The organism is Kangiella aquimarina DSM 16071 (assembly GCF_000374105.1).
Lineage (GTDB): Bacteria > Pseudomonadota > Gammaproteobacteria > Enterobacterales > Kangiellaceae > Kangiella > Kangiella aquimarina.
The window spans coordinates 715,276-732,984 of sequence record NZ_KB893651.1; the positions used below are offsets into that span (position 1 = coordinate 715,276).

The window sequence follows — 17,709 nt, forward strand, 5'->3', positions numbered from 1 at the left end:
ATGAGTTATCAGCATACAATAACTATTGCTTAGATAGAAATGAGAATTTAACTTTCCCAGGAATCACATTTAGTATTTAAGTTAGCACTATCGTGATTGATGGTGACTCGTCCCGTTTTACTTATGGTGACAGCTCTGTGAAGATTAGGATAAGTTTTATGACATAGATACAGGGTGCCATTTTGATGGTTGGTAAATCCATAAGGAGTAAGTTCCAGGTAAGGTTTTCTCTGAAAGGCACTCCATTTGACCAGCTGATAACTTTCTTCTAACTGTTGGAAATGTAAAACTTCTTTTGCGACGGCGTCTTCATTTTTCATTACCATGACTTGTGACCAGTCAGATATGCAATCTAATTTTTCATTTAGATTTTGCTTTACTTCTGCTTTTGTCCCACAAATGAGTATGCTTTGTTTCTTCGAAATAGCCTGGTTTCTTGCAGTTTCAATCGTGCTTTTTAGCTTTAGTAAATCGGCACTGACTTTTTGTTTTGCGATGAACTCTTGCAAATGCGGTAGTGCGATTAGCGATAAAATTGTAGCCAGTCCCAAAGTAACAACGAGTTCAATTAGTGTTAATCCTTTAACTCTTTTTGTCATCCATTAGCTCCATTAACAGTTCAGCGTGAAATGCTAATAGAGCTGGCTTTTATAGAGTAGCCAATATTACTGATAGTGGTGTGCGATTTATCTTAAAAGGGTGTCTTACAAGATTGCTATTGAATAACTTGAGTTGCTATTCAATACCGAGTTTTTTCATCTTATAACGAATCGTTCTAAAAGTTATGCCTAATAGCTTGGCAGCTTCAGTTCTATTCCAGCGGGTTTCATTGAGGGCTTTTTCTATTTCAGCCTTTTCAATTTTTTCGATAAATTGATCAAGAGGAAGGTCACCGCGACTAAAACCTGACTTCACCTGTTCCTGACGTGGCTTAGTTGATTCTATTTCATCACCTTGAGCCATAATAAGATCTGACGCTTCTATGGTATCTGATTCAGAGAGAGCACAGGCTTTTTCCAGTATATTTTCAAGTTCTCTGTAGTTAAATGGAAACTCATAGTTTTTCAGGACGTCTCTGGCAACAGCGCTGATTTTTTTGCCATCTGATAACTCTTCCAGATAACTATCAATCAATGTATCTAAATCAGATAGTCTTTGAGTGATTGACGGGATTTTTAGCTGTATCACATTTAACCTAAAGAAGAGGTCGTCCCTCAATTGGTTAGTATGAACGTAATCAATTAATGGCTTTTCAGTGCATATTATAATGCGAATATCCATTGGCTTATCAGAGTGCTCAGATTCGATGGGAAACTTCTTCTGCTCGATTGCATGCAGTAACTTTTTCTGAGTTATAATTGAAAGGTGTTGGATGTTGCTTAAAATTAAAGTGCTGTTGTTAGCCTGAAACAGCAGGCAATCATGCTGTTCATCTTTATTAAAGAGTAAGTGCTCAAGTTCTTCCTGATCTTCACTGGAGCAGTCCAAAAAGACTTCTGCCAGATCGGAGCGTGAGCTTTGCTCATGAAGGATCTGAGCCAGTCGCTCTTTTTCTGTTCCTTTTTCACCTTCAATAACAATCGGAGCTTGCGAGCCCCTAATCTTGACCATCTTTTCTCTTAATTTGTTTATGGCTTCGCTTCTGCCAGCAAGAAATGTGAAAGGAGCCTGAGGCTCAACCTGCTTTCCATCAACGTATTTAAATGCGTGCTTTAATAACTGGCGAAGGTGAGATAAGTCAATTGGTTTTGCCAGGAAATCAAAGGCTCCGAGTTTCATTGCTTCGATTGCGTTATCGGTACTTCCAAAAGCAGTAATTACGGCAATTGGCATGTGAGGATATTGCTTTCGAACATATTTAACAAAGTCGAGACCGTTTCCATCCGGTAACTTTAGATCGGTAAGACAAAAGTGGAATTGTTCTTCAGAAAGTTGTTTTTTAGCATCAGTCAAATCTTTACTGCTTGAAACATCAAGCCCCATTTGGATTAATGTCATTGTCAGCAGGTGTCTGATATCTGCTTCATCGTCAATGACTAGAACTTTGGGTTTATTTTGATTCATGGTCTGATTCTTTTTTGGAAAATTAACGTCGTCTGTCTTCTTTCGGCGTTGTACTTTCTAGATTAATAGCATCTTCAGATTCAATGTCTGCAAGTTGCTCTGCAAGTTCTGCATCAATCATAAAGCTACTGGTATCAAAGCTTATTCTAAAACAGGCTCCACCAAAAGCTACTGGTATGCAATCCAGTCTCGCCTGATTGGCCTCACAAAGTTCCTTTGATATATAAAGTCCTAGTCCGGTACCGCTATGATGGGTTGTATAAAAAGGCTCAAATATTTTATCTTTTTCTTCCATTGAAACACCTACACCTTCATCTATAACGTCTAGAAATAGATCGCCGCTGAGGGGGTCACGCCCTGCGGCTAGATGGAGTTGGTATTGATTAGTATTTAGGTGGCTGTACTTTAGCGCATTATCAAAAAGGTTCGATAGAACCTGCTTCAACTGCGACTGGTCAAATGCCACTTTCAGGCCTGGCTCAACGCCTTCTGTTGTGATGGTAGCCGTCTCCTGTAATCCTTGCTGGTATTCCTTAATAAAGCTGGGTAAAAATCTGTCCAGTACTAATATCTGACGCTCCGGAGGTTTGCGTTTCGATACTTTCTGGATGTTGTCGATAATTTCATTGATGCGTTTTGACTGTCGCTCAATAATTTCCATCAGTTGCTGTTCCTGTGGGTTTTCGCTGACGCTTTCCAAAAGCATTTGTATCGATTGGTTAATGGCGCTCAAAGGATTCCTGATTTCATGGGCGATGCTAGCGGTCAATTGTCCTAATGAGGCCAGTTTTAACTGCTGTGCTTTCTTGATGACATCTGAGTAGTTATCCAGCAGGATTAAAGTCATTTCATTGGTATTCAGCGGAATAAAGCGGGGTAGTAACTGGGGGCCAGTGCTGGTTGCACGAAATGGCAGTCCTTCGTGTGATGTGCGATTGGTTCTTTTTAGTTGATAATCTAGGTCATCTGTAATTGCAGCTAATGGTTTACCAATAGGGGTATCAGGCAACCCAAGCCCATACCATGCTGTTTGATTGATATGACGGATTCGATTTTGATCATCAACTACGATAATGCCTCGATTCATCTTCTCAATAATCTGGCTGTTCAACCGATGCATATGGGCAATTGAACGTTGTTGCTCAGCAGTTTCTTCTTCGTAATAGGTTAACCTTCTGGCCAGTATGTTACCCAATAGGGTGACCACTAAAATACCAGCAATTTGTAAACTGACTTCTGAGAAGAAAGTCTGATCAAACTCACCCTCACGAAAACGGTAGACCAGTACCAGGCCAACGCTTACCAGTATGCCGTATAACATACCCAGCCGGTTACGAACCAGTAGCAATGCAAAAATAGCAACCAGTGCCATGAGAACAATATATCCTGCGCTGTCTGACTGTCCGGCATAAGCGAGCAAACTTAACATCAGAATGTCAGTAAAAGGTTGGCTGTAGGCCTGGATATGGAACTGGTGTTCAACAAAGGAAAGAAAGAGGAGTAAGCTTGCCAGAATAACGTAGCTTATAGCAGCTGTGGTGTAGACGTCCTGGTCATATAGTCCGCCTTGAGATTTAGCGATAAAAGGAAGCAGAAAAAGCAGCAGGGCAATAACCAGACGCGCCACCGAGTAGTAGCGTAAAAACTGCCATCCGAAGTCTATTTTTTTATTGTTATCAAACACTAAGCATCCTGAACTATCGATATGTGTCACTTAGGTTATGTTGAGTTTGTGATGATTTCAAGCATTGGCTGTATAACTCATTGAAAAAATTTGTAATTGCTGGAAAATATAGGGCAAATTATCAGTTGAGTTCGGCGATGCGAATAGCGATTGCGCAAAACAATTACACGGTTGGCGACATTCGCCACAATCTTGAGCTAATAAAGTCCTCGTTAAAGCAGGCAGAATCAGATAATGCTGATATTGTCGTGTTTTCTGAGCTTTCACTTTGTGGATACCCTCCTGAAGACCTTCTGTTACGCCCGGATCTATATACGATTATTGATGATGCAATAGACGAGTTGCTCAGTCTCAATTCAAATGTCGCCATGGTAATAGGACATCCAATTAAAGAGCCAGAAGGCCTGTTTAATGTTGCCACCGTCATCCACCAAAACAAAATATTAGTGCAATATCGAAAACAGCTCCTACCAAATTATTCAGTGTTTGACGAAAAGCGTTATTTTGAGTCTGGCTCAGAAGATTGTGTCTTTGAATTTAAAGGCGTTAATGTGGGGCTGTTGGTATGTGAAGACTTGTGGTATCCAGAACCAACAGCGCGAGTTAAAGCCCTTGGAGCAGATATCCTTTTAAGCCCTAATGCATCGCCATATTGTTATGGCAAGGGTGCTTTGCGCAGTGCCGAAATGGGGGCCCGCGCCAGAGAGAACGAACTGCCGATTGTTTACGTTAACCAGATTGGCGGTCAGGATGAGCTGATCTTTGATGGTTGCTCAGCGGTTTATAATGAAGAAGGGCAACGGGTTTTCCAAATGGCGGAAATGGCTGAAGACTTTGCATTTATTGACTTTGATAAGACTTCGGGTGCCATTAAGCCAAGCAAAGGTTACTTAAACCAATTCCATGGCGAAGAAGAAATATGGCAGGCTTTGGTTTTGGGCGTTCGCGATTATGCTCATAAAAATGGTTTTAAGGGCGCTTTATTAGGGCTTTCAGGAGGTATTGATTCAGCCGTTACCTTAGCCGTTGCGGTTGATGCACTGGGCAAAGAGAACGTCAATGCAGTCATGATGCCGTTTCGCTATACAGCCAGCATGAGTATCGAAGATGCTGAAGCGGAAGCTAAGGCGTTAGGTATCGAATTTGACGTTATTTCAATTGAGCCAATGTATGAAGCTTTCATGTCTCAATTATCGAGTCAGTTTGCAGGGACTGAAACTGATCTAACTGAGCAGAATATTCAGGCTCGTTGTCGCGGAACATTATTGATGGCGCTCTCCAATAAATTTGGACGACTGGTTCTTACCACGGGCAATAAGTCTGAAGTGGCAGTGGGTTACTGTACTCTATACGGTGATATGGCTGGCGGACTCGATGTGCTCAAAGACGTTTCTAAGACCATGGTCTATCGTCTGGCAAGGTATCGGAACACGATTTCACCAGTGATTCCTGAGCGTGTGATTACACGACCACCATCTGCCGAACTTGCCCCAGACCAAAAGGATGAAGACAATTTACCTCCGTATGATATCCTTGACGCCATATTGGAAGCTTATGTCGAGCAGGATAAAGGCATTGATGATATTGTTGCCATGGGTTATGACGAAGCAGATGTCCGTCGAGTGATTTGGCTGGTTGATATTAATGAGCATAAACGACGCCAGGCACCTCCAGGCATTCGAATCACACAAAGAGCCTTTGGTCGCGATCGCCGTTATCCGATAACCTCAGGTTTTGGCCGACAGTTTAAATCTAAGTAAAGCAGATTGTTTGAGAAGGAAACACCAATGAAAAAAATAGAAGCCATCATCAAACCGTTCAAGCTTGATGATATACGTGAAGCTCTGACTGACCTGGGTGTCAATGGTATGACAGTCACTGAAGTAAAAGGCTTCGGGCGACAAAAAGGTCACACCGAACTGTATCGCGGCGCAGAATATATGGTGGATTTTCTGCCTAAAGCTAAAATTGAAGTTGTTATTGATGACGACCTGGTTGATAAGTGTGTTGAAACTATTATTGAGGTTGCGCGGACGGGTAAGATTGGTGACGGTAAAATATTTGTCACTAACATAGAGCGGGCGGTTCGTATTCGTACTGGTGAAGAGGGTGAGGATGCCATTTAGCCAGATTCATCAATTTTAAGAACAAAAAAAGCGGGTTTGTCATAACCCGCTTTTTTTATATTGATGCCTGAAGTGTAACTTTCTGGATTAGAATTCAGCAAGCTTGTAGTCTGGATAATTTAACAATAGAACCTTGCGATATTCTTCGGCAATTTCTGGTAGTTCCAGAATATTGTATGAGTTTATTAAAATCTCTAATGCACTTGGAACAGCTGGGGTTTTAGGAAAGTTTTCTACAATATATTTGGCGCGATTAGCGGCAGCAATATAAGTGTCTCTTTGCATGTAGTAACGGGCAACGTGTAGCTCGTAGTCCGCCAGCATATTTCGGATCTGAATCATGCGTTGACGTGCATCAGGTGCATATTTGCTTTCAGGATATACTTCAACTAATGCTTTAAAATTATCGAATGCCGCTTTGATATTAGTGGTATCACGTTTTTCAATGTCGGCGGTGAAGACTTCTTTGAATGTGCCGACCTCTTGCTCATAATGCATAACGCCTTTCATGTAATAAACGTAATCTGCATTTTCGTGTTGCGGGTGCTGGCGAAGAAAACGATCGGCTAATGCCTGACCTGACTCATAGTCACCTTTTTTGAAATAAGCATAAATTAACTCTAATTTTGCCTGTTCAGAAATTCGACCAAATGGATAGCGCGTGTCGATTTCCTCTAATAACTCGATGGCACGAGTAAAGTTGCTTGAACGCATTGAGTTTTTAGCACCGTCAAACAGCTCCTGAGCTGTCATTGAAGATATTTTAGTGTTTTTAAGGGAGTCTTCCTTTGGGGTGCTAGAACATCCAGCTAGCGAAAGTACTAATAGAACAAGGACGATAATACTGTTTTTTTGCATATTTAATTCTTTCTGTTTGTGTTCAGCCTGATACAATGTGGCTCATTCTAACTGACCATCAGTTATAGGCCAATCTTTTTACGTGATTTTACAATGACCACCCAATCTATTGCACTCAGACACATATTCGACGAAAAAGTTTACGGAAAAAGGCTTGATGCTGCTTTATCTCAGCAATTTAGTGATTATTCCCGTTCGCGTATTCAAGAATGGATCCAAAACGGCTTCGTTAAAGTTAATGGCGAAGTCATAACATCTAACAAGTATAAAATGGCCGGTTTCGAAGATATTGAAATCAATGCTGAAATTGAGGTTGCCGGTGAATGGAAGCCCGAGGCAATTGACCTAGATATAGTCTACGAAGACGATGCTTTATTAGTCATTAACAAGCCTGCTGGCCTCGTCGTTCATCCTGGAGCAGGAAATCAGGATGGGACCATGGTTAATGCTCTATTGCACCATTGCCCTGAGCTAGCCAATTTGCCTAGAGCAGGGATTATTCATCGTATTGATAAAGAAACAACAGGTCTGTTGGTTGTCGCCAAAACCATTGCCGCACATACCAATCTGGTCGAACAGTTACAAAACCGTGCTTTTACACGTGAATACGATGCCGTTGTTAATCGTGTGATGGTATCAGGTGGCACAATTGATAAGCCAATAGGCCGTCATCCAACTAAGCGGACCTCAATGGCGGTTGTTCCTGACGGTAAAAGAGCCATTACCCATTACCGCGTTGTTGAAAAGTTTCTTGACCATACTCATTTAAAACTTCGTCTGGAAACCGGTCGCACTCACCAGATTCGTGTCCATATGGCTTATCTTAAGTTCCCTCTGGTAGGCGATCCTTTGTACAGTGGTCGCTATCGTGTACCTACTAGAATAACACCGATATTACGAGAAACGCTGGATAGCTTTAAAAGACAGGCGCTTCATGCCAGTTTGCTTGGCCTTAATCACCCTGAATCCGGTGAATACATAGAGTGGCGGGCTCCTTTGCCTCAGGATATGTCTAGTTTACTTGAACAGTTGCGTGAAAATAGAGATACCTTCGAAGCAGAAGAATGATCGAGTTAATTAAGCCAAGTTGGCCTGCTCCGGTAAATATACAAGCGTTTAGCACGACTCGTGTAGGCGGTGTTAGTAAAGCGCCATTCGATAGTTTAAATCTCGGACTGCATGTTGGTGATGACGAAGTTTCCGTTATGACAAATCGAAAGCGCTTGCAGCAGTTAACAACTCATCCTCCGGTACAATGGCTCAATCAGATCCATAGCAGCAATGTCGTGGAATATTCGGGGACAGATCAGTTAGTTGAAGCTGACGCCATAGTTACCAGTCAAACCTCAGCAACTTGTGCGGTTATGACAGCGGACTGTTTACCGGTTTTAATGACGAATAGCTCTGGCAGCTGGGTTGCAGCTGCTCATGCAGGCTGGCGAGGCCTGGCAGATGGCATATTACTAAAAACCGTAGCAAGTTATGATAGACCAGAACCCTTGATGGCATGGATTGGTCCTGCGATCAGTCAAAAGTGCTTTGAAGTTGGCGATGAGGTCAAAGAGGCTTTCCTTGATCTTGATGCTAGTAATCAAGATTACTTTGTGCAAAATAACCGAGGCCGTTGGCAGGCAGACCTTGCTGGCCTTGCAAAAAAGCAGTTAGAGTCCGAGGGAGTTGCTGTATATCTCAGTCAATTGTGTACCTACGAGAATGAGCAGCAGTTTTACTCTTACCGTAGGGACGGTGGAACAGGTCGTATGGCCAGTATGATTTGGATATCAGAATAATAGTATTTAGATAAAGGTATGTGTTAAAGCATGACGATTTTTTGGTGGGTACTGTTGGCTGTAGTTTTGATTTTAACTGCACTCATAGTCAAACTTCTCAAGGGCGCTAAAAAGTATAATCATATTGATTGGGGTTCGCCTTTTCTCAATTTCATTGATGGCCTAAGCCGTTATTACTGTATTCGCTTTCATAGACTTGATTATGAGCGCTTTTCGCTGCCTACAGAAGGCGGTGCAATCCTAATTTCAAATCATATATCAGGCCTTGATCCGCTCCTCTTGATTGCTGCCAGTAATCGTCCGATTCGATTCATGATAGCAACGGAAGAATACAATCGATTTGGCCTAAACTGGTTATTTAAAGGCGCTGGCTGTATTCCCGTGAATCGAAGCGGCCGAGCAGATATTGCTTTCCGCCAGGCTAGACGCGCCCTTGACCAGGGCGAAATTGTAGCTTTGTTCCCCCATGGTCGTATCCATCTAGACGATGAAGAACCATTTCGTGTAAAACCCGGAATAAAAAAGCTGGCTGAACTTACCAGGCATTCTATATTTGTCTGTAGAATTATTGGTGTGCGTGGGCAGGGCAGTGTGTTCACTCCGCTGTTTTTACGCTCAGAGTCTAAAATTTTGCAATTTCCAACCATTACTCATCATTATTTCCATCATGATGAAAGTCTTCACCGCCTGGGTGAAGTTTTATTGGGCCATCGTAATCCATTCTCAAAAGATGCGAAAAACACAAAAGAAGCTCAGTAGCGCATCAGTTTCTGAGCTTTTTAGTCCAACTTCAAAATTCTTTCCAATTTTAATATAAATAGCCTATTTCTGCTTTTTCCCTGACAAATATCAACTCATTCGAACGAAATTTAATCAAAATAAGCTGTAAGCTCTTGAAAAGGACTAATAAACCCACATTTTGTAAGACATAGTGTTTTATATCGAGTTTGCGCACAAATAGTGACAATGACTCAAGAGAGGTTTTTGCATGAGAATGGATAAATTTACCAGTAAATTTCAATCAGCGTTGGCGGATGCTCAATCCCTGGCGCTAGGTAAGGATCACCAATATATCGAGCCGTTGCACTTAATGCTATCGATGCTACAGCAACAAGGTAATAGTGTATCGGCTATTCTAAATCAAATCGGTGCTCCTGCCGGTCAATTAATCAATGCCATTGATGCTGAACTGGCCAAGCTGCCTCAGGTTAGTGGCACCGGTGGCGAAGTCCACATCTCCCCGGATCTTGGAAAACTATTGAATGTTTGTGACAAGATCTCTCAGCAACGTCAGGATCAATACATTTCTTCAGAACTGTTTTTGCTGGCTGCTCTGGAAGATAAAGGCTCTTTAGGTAAGTTGCTTAAAGCCCAGGGTGTGACCACTAAGATGGTAGAGGATGCTATTGCCCAGATCCGCGGCGGTCAAAACGTCAATGACCCTAATGCAGAAGATAATCGCCAAGCCTTGGAAAAATACACCATTGATCTGAATGCCCGTGCTGAAAGCGGTAAGCTGGATCCTGTTATTGGGCGTGATGATGAGATCCGTCGCTGTATTCAGGTTCTTCAGCGTCGCAGCAAAAACAACCCAGTGCTAATTGGTGCGCCTGGTGTCGGTAAAACCGCTATTGTCGAAGGCTTGGCACAGCGAATTGTCAATGGTGAAGTACCAGAAGGCCTGAAAAATAAAAGAGTGTTGTCGCTGGATATGGGCGCTTTGATTGCCGGTGCCAAATTCCGTGGCGAATTTGAGGAACGTCTTAAAGCGGTATTAAATGACCTGGCTAAGGAAGAAGGGCGCGTTATTCTTTTTATCGACGAGCTGCACACCATGGTTGGCGCGGGTAAAGCCGAAGGCGCAATGGATGCCGGTAATATGCTTAAACCTGCGCTTGCACGCGGTGAACTTCACTGCGTGGGTGCGACAACTTTGGATGAATATCGCCAGTACATCGAAAAGGATGCTGCACTGGAGCGTCGCTTCCAGAAAGTGTTGGTTGATGAACCAACTACTGAAGATACCATAGCCATTCTTCGCGGCTTGAAAGAGCGCTATGAAGTGCATCATGGTGTTGAAATAACTGACCCGGCGATTGTCGCCGCAACGACTTTATCACAGCGCTACATTACAGACCGTCAGCTACCTGATAAAGCTATCGATCTGATTGATGAAGCGGCCAGTCGTATCCGCATGGAAATAGACTCGAAACCTGAGGCAATGGACAAGCTGGAGCGACGTTTGATTCAATTAAAAATTCAGCGCGAAGCTTTGAAAAAAGAAGAAGACGAGAGTTCGAAAAAACGTCTGCTGGATTTAGAGCAGCAGATTGATGAGCTGGAAAAAGAATTTGCTGAGCTTGATGAAATCTGGTCATCAGAAAAAGCCTCAGTGCACGGAGCCCAGAATATCAAAGCCGATCTGGATAAAGCTCGTGTTGAGTTAGAAGCTGCCCAACGCGCAGGCGATTTAACGCGTATGTCTGAATTGCAATACGGAACTATTCCGGAGCTTGAAGCTAAGCTGGCTAAGGTTTCTGAGCAGGATACAGTCGAAATGCAGCTGTTGCGTAATAAAGTCACTGATGTCGAAATTGCTGAAGTGGTTTCGAAATGGACAGGGATTCCGGTATCCAAAATGCTGGAAGGTGAGCGTGAGAAATTATTACGTATGGAAGAAGTGCTGCATAACAATGTGATTGGGCAGGATGAGGCTGTAACCGCAGTATCGAATGCTATTCGTCGATCACGCGCGGGGCTTTCCGATCCAAACCGTCCCAATGGTTCATTCCTGTTCCTTGGGCCAACCGGTGTTGGTAAAACCGAGTTGTGTAAAACATTAGCCAAGTTCCTGTTTGATAGTGAAGATAATATGGTCCGTATCGACATGTCAGAGTTCATGGAAAAACATGCTGTGGCACGCTTAATTGGAGCGCCTCCTGGTTATGTGGGTTACGAGCAGGGCGGTTATTTGACCGAAGCGGTACGCCGTAAACCTTACTCTGTGATTCTGTTTGATGAGGTTGAGAAAGCACACCCGGATGTTTTCAATGTGTTGCTACAAGTTCTTGAAGATGGTCGCCTAACCGATAGTCAGGGGAGAACAGTAGATTTCAAAAATACTGTGATTGTCATGACATCGAACATGGGATCGGATCTGATTCAGGCGCATAGTGGACAGTCTGGTGATGGTGATAAGGATTATGAGGAAATGAAGACCATGCTGATGGATGTTATAGGTAAGCATTTCCGCCCAGAATTTATCAACCGTATTGATGAAATTGTGGTGTTCCATCCTTTGGCCAAAGAGCAAATCAAGTCGATTGCCGCAATTCAAATGGAGCGTTTATTGCAAAGACTTCGCGATCAGGGCTTTGTGGTAGAAGTGACAGATGGGCTGCTTGACCTGCTCTCTGAATCTGGTTTTGACCCGGTGTTTGGTGCTCGTCCGTTAAAACGCGCTATTCAGCACAAGGTCGAAGACCCATTGGCTCAAGCCATATTAGCGGGTACTGTAGATATTGGTAAAACACTAACGCTGGATGTTGAAGGTGACCATCTGTCTATAAAGCAATAACTTGTTGATCTCAACTTAGGCAAAAAAGCTCCAGAGCAATATACTCTGGAGCTTTTTTTATGAGGTTTATTTTAGCCCGGACGGCCATCAATTCTTGGTTTGGTTAAAACTGGCCAGTAAAAGATCACAAATAGACCGTAAGCAACAACCCACAAAACACCGCTGGCTTGATAGCTGTCAGCTAAATAGTTTGGTGCAACCAAAGCGGTAAAACCTCTAATTAAACCTGCTAAAAGCACAATGGCAAATGCTACTGTCATCCACTTGCTCGGTTGTAGCGGACGGCCAGAGTGTCCTAGTGACACTCGTGCAATCATGCCTAGCACTACAGAACCCAGAGCTCCCGCAGTCAGGAAGTGCGATGCATTGGAGTATGTAGTTGTTTGCTCAAGCAAAGCGCTTGCAAAGATAAGCAATCCAATAGGTATAAACCAATATCCAAGGTGCAAAATCCATAATAGCGGGACTTTAAGCGCAGCAATGGTTTTCCAGCGTAGAATCCGCACAATGTTGGTCACTGCAGCCAGAATCATTAGGGAAGCAACAATCATATTCATGCTTTCACTTCTTGGTAACAATAACCAGGCAAAAGTACTCAGCCAGATTGATCCTAGACAAACCCATTCAAGTGCGAGAATTGGCATAGGCTTGTCAGTATTGGTTGCACGAGATGTGAAGAAGGGGATTACACGTCCGCCCATGACTGTGATTAAGGCGGTTATGGCAAGGACAGCAGTTATAAAAATACGTTCGGAAAGCAGCCAGTCATTAATATGTGCAGCGTAATAGCTTAGTCCATTGAGAATGGTAAATAACAGCATGAGTGGCACAAAAAATAGATTGCGCCACTGTCTGACCTGGATCACTGGACGTGCTAGAAATATCGCTATGAGCGGCAGCCATGCGATGTCCAAAGTCATAACCAACCAGTTTGTTTCACCCAGTGCTGGTAACAAAATTCTTGGCAAAAACCATAAACAGGATGCAATCGCCAGTGGCCAACCGCGAACACCTGGAATTCCCGTCCAGTTTTGCATTGCCGTAAGTACAAAGCCTGCAATAATGGCTAGAGTAAAGCCAAATAGCATTTCATGCGCATGCCACCATACTGAGTTCTGAATCCCAGGCAAATAATTATGCCCGGTTAAGAACAATAGCCATAACACCATGGTTACTGTTGCAACCAAGGCTCCTCCTAGGAAGAAAACCCGGAAGCCCAAACGAAATAATGGCCAGATTGCGTTTTCTTTTTGCGAGTCTAGTATTTGCATATTTAACGAATCTCAATGACATAGAAGTATTAACAACTTCATTATAAATTAAAGAGGTATAAAAAATACATCTTTATTTGGTCAAAATTGTTCTTTCAAGAACTCAAGTCATGGTTACAATGATAAAAAAATCAAATCTAAGACTTATGGTTGCTCGATATATTCTCTGGCTGTTGTTTATAGGCTTTCAATTATTGATAGGGGTGATTATCTACCTCCAGTCGGGTAATGAGCTGGTAGCCTTTGCCATGCTTTCAAAACAGCTGCCTGCGGTGATGACTTTGCTGACAGATGTAGCCCAGCGACTTCCTCTTATATACCAGCAGGGATGGGTCGCTTACCACTTACCAGATATTCTATGGTCAAGTGCCTGCGCCTCATTTTTAGTGGGTTTATGGGTGAACCAGTTCTCACTTTCAAAATTATTGCCACTAGGAATGGGCTGTGCTATTTTTTACGAACTGCTTCAGTTCTTTGGGGTGACGAATGGAACATATGATCATTTCGATTTGTTTTATTCGTTATTAGCTGGGGCAGGATCTACACTATTAACCTACTTATTGTTGCGCGGTTCTTTGCAGTTCAAAGAAGACAGTAAGTAATAAGGAAATTTTAAATATGAAAAATGTCAGTCTTGCTGGCTTAGCGCTTAGCTGCTTGCTGTTGAACGGATGTTTCATGGCTGAAACTCAGCGTACTTATTCCAGTACTCCGAAGGGAACCACTCCACTTATTTTTTCCAATAATAAGCCTGCAATTGAAGAAACTTATCTTGTAGTCAATCAAGCGTACTACCTTCTTCCTGATGTTTGCCAGCAAACCAGATTACATGGGGACCAGGCCGACCAAAGGTTGCTGGGTGATCAGGCCGATCAACGGATGTTGGGCGACCAGGCTGACTCTAGGTTACATGGTGACCAGGCTGATCAGCGGATGCTGGGCGACCAGGCTGACTCTAGGATACATGGTGACCAGGCTGATCAGCGGATGCTGGGCGATCAGGCTGATTCTAGACTGCATGGCGATCAGGCCGACCAGCGGATGCTGGGCGATCAAGCCGACTCAAGATTGCATGGCGACCAGGCTGACCAGCGGATGCTGGGTGATCAAGCTGACTCAAGATTGCATGGAGATCAAGCCGATCAAAGAATGCTCGGTGATCAAGCTGACTCAAGGTTGCTTGGTGATCAGGCTGACTCAAGATTACATGGTTCACAAGTGAGTCAATTTAAATGTTCAAAAATTGCTTCAATTAACGGAGTAGTTGTATCGGGATTTACCGGCTCGGAACAGGTAGTTATCAATAAAGGGGCACAGTTTGGTAGCTATAGCTGGGCTAATAACGCTTTAATTTTAAAATTTTAATCCAGAGGAGTGAGTAATGAAAGTTTGGCAAAAATCATTGATTAGCACAATTGTGCTATCGGTGTTTCTGTTATTGGCTATGGGCTCTGAACCCTACCATACTGATACTACCGACATGAGAATTGTACCAATTCAGCAGGGAACAGTGGCTGAAGGTATTCGTATTGTTGCAGAAGATGGTTCATTTGAACTCAAAGGTGGCGAGCGTTTTACATCACCATTCCAAAATAACATTTGGAGTGGCTATTGCCGTCGATTCTCAAATAATACGCTATTAACTCAGGCGCAAGATGCACTGAGCTGTGGTGCTAAAAAAGTGAGAATTTACATCGGTGATCGCCAGACACCTTTATATGGTGTTCTATTGTTGAACTCTTCGGTTGGGGCAGCTTATGGAGCAGCTTCTCGTTCATACTTAATACGCCTTGAAGACGATAAGATTCGCCATGCACAAGCTGGTAATACTTCTGTTTCCTACGAGTTAGTTAAATATAAAAGAACTGGCTACTGGGATGACGGCAGAAGAACAAGTTCAGAAGCAACTCAATATACCTGGGTTCTCTGGTATTCTTCATATCCTTTCTAATTGCAGGCAAATAAAAAGCCCTCAAAGTTGAGGGCTTTTTTGTATCTGACGAACTATTTATTATTTTTCATCACAATATTTTTTAACGTTTTCACGAGCTTGCTTTAAACGTTCTTCACGCTCTGTATCAGTTAGCATTCTGCGCTCGCCGTTTTCCTCTATTTGAACGCGGGTCCTGCTTTCTAATACTTCAAGATTATTTTTCGCGATAGTGCAGTTCTTGCGGGCAATTTCTTTATTCTGTGCTTCAATGCTTTTCTTTTGGGCTTCTTGCTTGGCAATAACATCGTCTTGTGAGCTGGCCATAGAGTTTGCAGCTTCCGCACTTTGATCGTTTCCGCGCTCCGAAACAGGCTTTGAATCACTCACTCTTTGGTTTATGGTTTCATAGCTGACGCCATAGGGTGGCTTAGTTTGGGTATATTTGATATTCCCTTTTTCATCTTTCCATTTGTAAATGGGTTGATTAGCGCTTGCCATCGCAGATAAACCTAACCCTAAAATGGCGGTCAAAACAATGTATTTGATTTTAGCCATAACTTTCCATTCTCTTTTTGATGTTGGTTACAAAGGCTGAGCCGGGAAATTATTGGCTCAGGCATCTTCTTCAATAAGCACTAATTTATTCGTTTTGGCAAAATCTAGCAACTGTTTGAATAGATTGGGGTGTTCTAATGATAACTGGTTTGAAATTATCACACACTTTACACCATCAATAACGGCTGGCCTTAAAAGGGGAGAGTAAACCATTCTGCGATTACGAAAGGTACACAGATTACCGCACATTCGCTCGGCCCAGTCACTAGGTCTGAACGTTTCCCCAGTTTCTGTTCTTCCTTTAATAATAAAGCGCTTGCTGGTTTGCGTTTCGCTCATATCTGGCTTTTACTTGATAAGTTGCGCGTATATTGACAGAATCGTCGCCGCTGTCAATATACCCATCTATATGCAAAGGGTTTGAAGCTATAAAGTAACACTCTACAAAACACTTCTCCAGCTGTTCTTGAGTGTGTTAATGTAACGACATCAACGATTTAGATTCACTAGGTAACAATTTTAATGAAAGCCAACAAGCAAGTAGCACATAAACGCGGTATTTATCTTCTTCCTAATTTATTGACCACGGCTGGTCTGTTCGCTGGCTTTTATGCTGTAGTGGCTTCTATGCAAGGAGCTTTTGCCAGTGCTGCAGTCGCTATTTTCATCGCAATGATTATGGATGGGCTGGATGGCCGTATTGCGCGAATGACAAATACTCAAAGTGATTTTGGCGCTGAATATGACTCAATGGCCGATATGATCTCTTTTGGTATCGCTCCTGCACTTGTTATCTACAACTGGGCTTTATATGACACGGGTAAAATAGGCTGGCTTGCTGCATTTGTCTATGTAGTTGGTGCTGCATTAAGACTTGCCCGATTCAATACCCAAGTTGCAACAGCAGACAAACGTTACTTTCAGGGGTTGGCCAGTCCATCAGCCGCTGCGATTATTGCCGGTTTAGTGTGGTTAGGCTCCGATTATGAGTGGGATTCAAAGCCTTGGGGCATATATATAGCTATTATGACCATGGTGGTTGGTCTGCTAATGGTTAGTAACTTCAGGTATTCGAGCTTCAAAGAAGTCGACTGGAAAGGCAAGATCCCTTTTATTGGTGTCTTGTTAATCGTACTGATATTCGTATTGGTCGCCTCTGAGCCACCATTGGTTCTATTTAGCGGTTTCGCCATCTATGCATTATCGGGTCCTGTTATGACTCTATGGCGTATAAAGGATATTAAAGAAGAAAGGCGATTGCGTAAGTTAGAAGAAGCCGACCAATCCGAAATCAATGAAGAATCTGAAGAAAACGGCAAAAAATAGATATTCTTAACCAGCGAGAGGCACAGTAAATATGTGCCTCTTTTATTACCCAAATGTAAAACCTTATAAAATCCAGCTCCATTCATTAGTTCTATTTATCTAAATCATAAAAACCTGTTTAAAATTCATCCTTTTTGGCGTTATAATGATCAGCTCGCAAAAAACTTTTGAAAACATTCAAAAAGAGCTTGCGAAGTGGGAAATGGTGCTTATAATGCGCACCACTTTCGAGGCAGAAGTCGCGGAAGGGAAGTCCAGGAAGGAAGGTTTCAGAAGCGTAGAAAAAAGTTTTTGAAAAGGTGTTGACAGGAAGTTATGGCGCTCTATAATGCGCGCCGGCTCTGAGGAAACTCGGAGGCATTTCGAAGGAGCGAAATGGTTGATAATTGTTTGTTTAACAGAAAGTTAAAAAAGATTATCAAAAGATGTTGACAGGAGGTTGGGGCGATATATAATGTGCGCCCACTTGAGCGGAGCAGGTTCTTCGCCAAGACGTTCTTTAACAGAGAAGATAAGACAATTTGT

At 42.7% G+C, this 17,709-nt stretch carries 17 protein-coding genes; 10 read left to right on the forward strand and 7 right to left on the reverse strand.

The features are described 5' to 3' along the window. Positions 1 to 47: 47 nt before the first annotated feature. The 3 genes from B158_RS0112640 to B158_RS0112650 form a co-directional block, all read right to left on the reverse strand. Entirely contained in the window at positions 48 to 599 is a 552-nt protein-coding gene (locus tag B158_RS0112640) for a GspH/FimT family pseudopilin (RefSeq protein ID WP_018625760.1), read from the reverse strand. 136 nt (positions 600 to 735) lie between these two features. Beyond that, positions 736 to 2,064, reverse strand: a complete 1,329-nt coding sequence (locus B158_RS0112645) for a sigma-54-dependent transcriptional regulator (RefSeq protein WP_018625761.1) — start codon at positions 2,062 to 2,064, stop codon at positions 736 to 738. A gap of 22 nt (positions 2,065 to 2,086) precedes the next feature. Continuing rightward, a complete protein-coding gene (locus B158_RS0112650; protein ID WP_018625762.1) occupies positions 2,087 to 3,748 on the reverse strand; it encodes a sensor histidine kinase in 1,662 nt (553 codons plus the stop codon). 125 nt (positions 3,749 to 3,873) lie between these two features. On the opposite strand from B158_RS0112650, the gene B158_RS0112655 reads away from it, so the two are divergent. Together B158_RS0112655 and B158_RS0112660 are read left to right on the forward strand one after the other, a co-directional pair. Continuing rightward, complete coding sequence (locus tag B158_RS0112655) at positions 3,874 to 5,508, forward strand: NAD+ synthase (protein ID WP_026309403.1); 1,635 nt, start codon at positions 3,874 to 3,876, stop codon at positions 5,506 to 5,508. 27 nt (positions 5,509 to 5,535) lie between these two features. Continuing rightward, positions 5,536 to 5,874: a P-II family nitrogen regulator gene (locus B158_RS0112660; RefSeq protein ID WP_018625764.1), complete on the forward strand. Its 339-nt coding sequence runs from the start codon at positions 5,536 to 5,538 to the stop codon at positions 5,872 to 5,874. 87 nt (positions 5,875 to 5,961) lie between these two features. Here B158_RS0112660 and B158_RS0112665 read toward each other — a convergent pair whose 3' ends face one another. Next, positions 5,962 to 6,732, reverse strand: coding sequence for an outer membrane protein assembly factor BamD (locus B158_RS0112665; protein WP_026309404.1), 771 nt, complete (start codon positions 6,730 to 6,732; stop codon positions 5,962 to 5,964). Between the two features lie 93 nt (positions 6,733 to 6,825). On the opposite strand from B158_RS0112665, the gene rluD reads away from it, so the two are divergent. The 4 genes from rluD to clpB all read left to right on the forward strand — a co-directional run bounded on the left by rluD (position 6,826) and on the right by clpB (position 12,099). Next, positions 6,826 to 7,800 (forward strand): 23S rRNA pseudouridine(1911/1915/1917) synthase RluD, encoded by a 975-nt coding sequence (gene rluD, locus B158_RS0112670; protein WP_018625766.1) that lies wholly within the window; start codon positions 6,826 to 6,828, stop codon positions 7,798 to 7,800. Beyond that, positions 7,797 to 8,522 carry a peptidoglycan editing factor PgeF gene (gene pgeF, locus B158_RS0112675; RefSeq protein WP_018625767.1) on the forward strand — a complete coding sequence of 242 codons (726 nt, stop codon included), beginning with the start codon at positions 7,797 to 7,799 and terminating at the stop codon, positions 8,520 to 8,522. The genes rluD and pgeF overlap by 4 nt, the downstream gene beginning before the upstream one ends. A gap of 30 nt (positions 8,523 to 8,552) precedes the next feature. Beyond that, complete coding sequence (locus B158_RS0112680) at positions 8,553 to 9,281, forward strand: lysophospholipid acyltransferase family protein (protein WP_018625768.1); 729 nt, start codon at positions 8,553 to 8,555, stop codon at positions 9,279 to 9,281. A 229-nt stretch (positions 9,282 to 9,510) separates the two neighbouring features. Further along, entirely contained in the window at positions 9,511 to 12,099 is a 2,589-nt protein-coding gene (clpB, locus tag B158_RS0112685) for an ATP-dependent chaperone ClpB (protein WP_026309406.1), read from the forward strand. A 71-nt stretch (positions 12,100 to 12,170) separates the two neighbouring features. On the opposite strand, the gene B158_RS0112690 is transcribed toward clpB, so the two are convergent. Further along, complete coding sequence (locus B158_RS0112690) at positions 12,171 to 13,370, reverse strand: NnrS family protein (protein ID WP_026309407.1); 1,200 nt, start codon at positions 13,368 to 13,370, stop codon at positions 12,171 to 12,173. Positions 13,371 to 13,489: 119 nt separating this feature from the next. Here B158_RS0112690 and B158_RS0112695 point away from each other — a divergent pair, with 119 nt between their 5' ends. Genes B158_RS0112695 through B158_RS0112705 form a run of 3 tightly spaced genes read left to right on the forward strand, consistent with a single transcriptional unit; the run spans position 13,490 to position 15,321 of the window. Continuing rightward, complete coding sequence (locus tag B158_RS0112695) at positions 13,490 to 13,972, forward strand: hypothetical protein (protein WP_228127106.1); 483 nt, start codon at positions 13,490 to 13,492, stop codon at positions 13,970 to 13,972. Between the two features lie 16 nt (positions 13,973 to 13,988). Next, entirely contained in the window at positions 13,989 to 14,735 is a 747-nt protein-coding gene (locus tag B158_RS0112700; RefSeq protein WP_018625772.1) for a hypothetical protein, read from the forward strand. A 16-nt stretch (positions 14,736 to 14,751) separates the two neighbouring features. Beyond that, positions 14,752 to 15,321, forward strand: coding sequence for a hypothetical protein (locus B158_RS0112705; protein WP_018625773.1), 570 nt, complete (start codon positions 14,752 to 14,754; stop codon positions 15,319 to 15,321). A 60-nt stretch (positions 15,322 to 15,381) separates the two neighbouring features. On the opposite strand, the gene B158_RS0112710 is transcribed toward B158_RS0112705, so the two are convergent. Both B158_RS0112710 and B158_RS0112715 read right to left on the reverse strand, forming a co-directional pair. Beyond that, complete coding sequence (locus B158_RS0112710) at positions 15,382 to 15,858, reverse strand: DUF4124 domain-containing protein (RefSeq protein WP_018625774.1); 477 nt, start codon at positions 15,856 to 15,858, stop codon at positions 15,382 to 15,384. A gap of 57 nt (positions 15,859 to 15,915) precedes the next feature. After that, entirely contained in the window at positions 15,916 to 16,197 is a 282-nt protein-coding gene (locus tag B158_RS0112715; protein ID WP_018625775.1) for a DUF3579 domain-containing protein, read from the reverse strand. A gap of 183 nt (positions 16,198 to 16,380) precedes the next feature. On the opposite strand from B158_RS0112715, the gene pssA reads away from it, so the two are divergent. Beyond that, a complete protein-coding gene (pssA, locus tag B158_RS0112720) occupies positions 16,381 to 17,184 on the forward strand; it encodes a CDP-diacylglycerol--serine O-phosphatidyltransferase (RefSeq protein ID WP_018625776.1) in 804 nt (267 codons plus the stop codon). Positions 17,185 to 17,709: the final 525 nt, after the last annotated feature.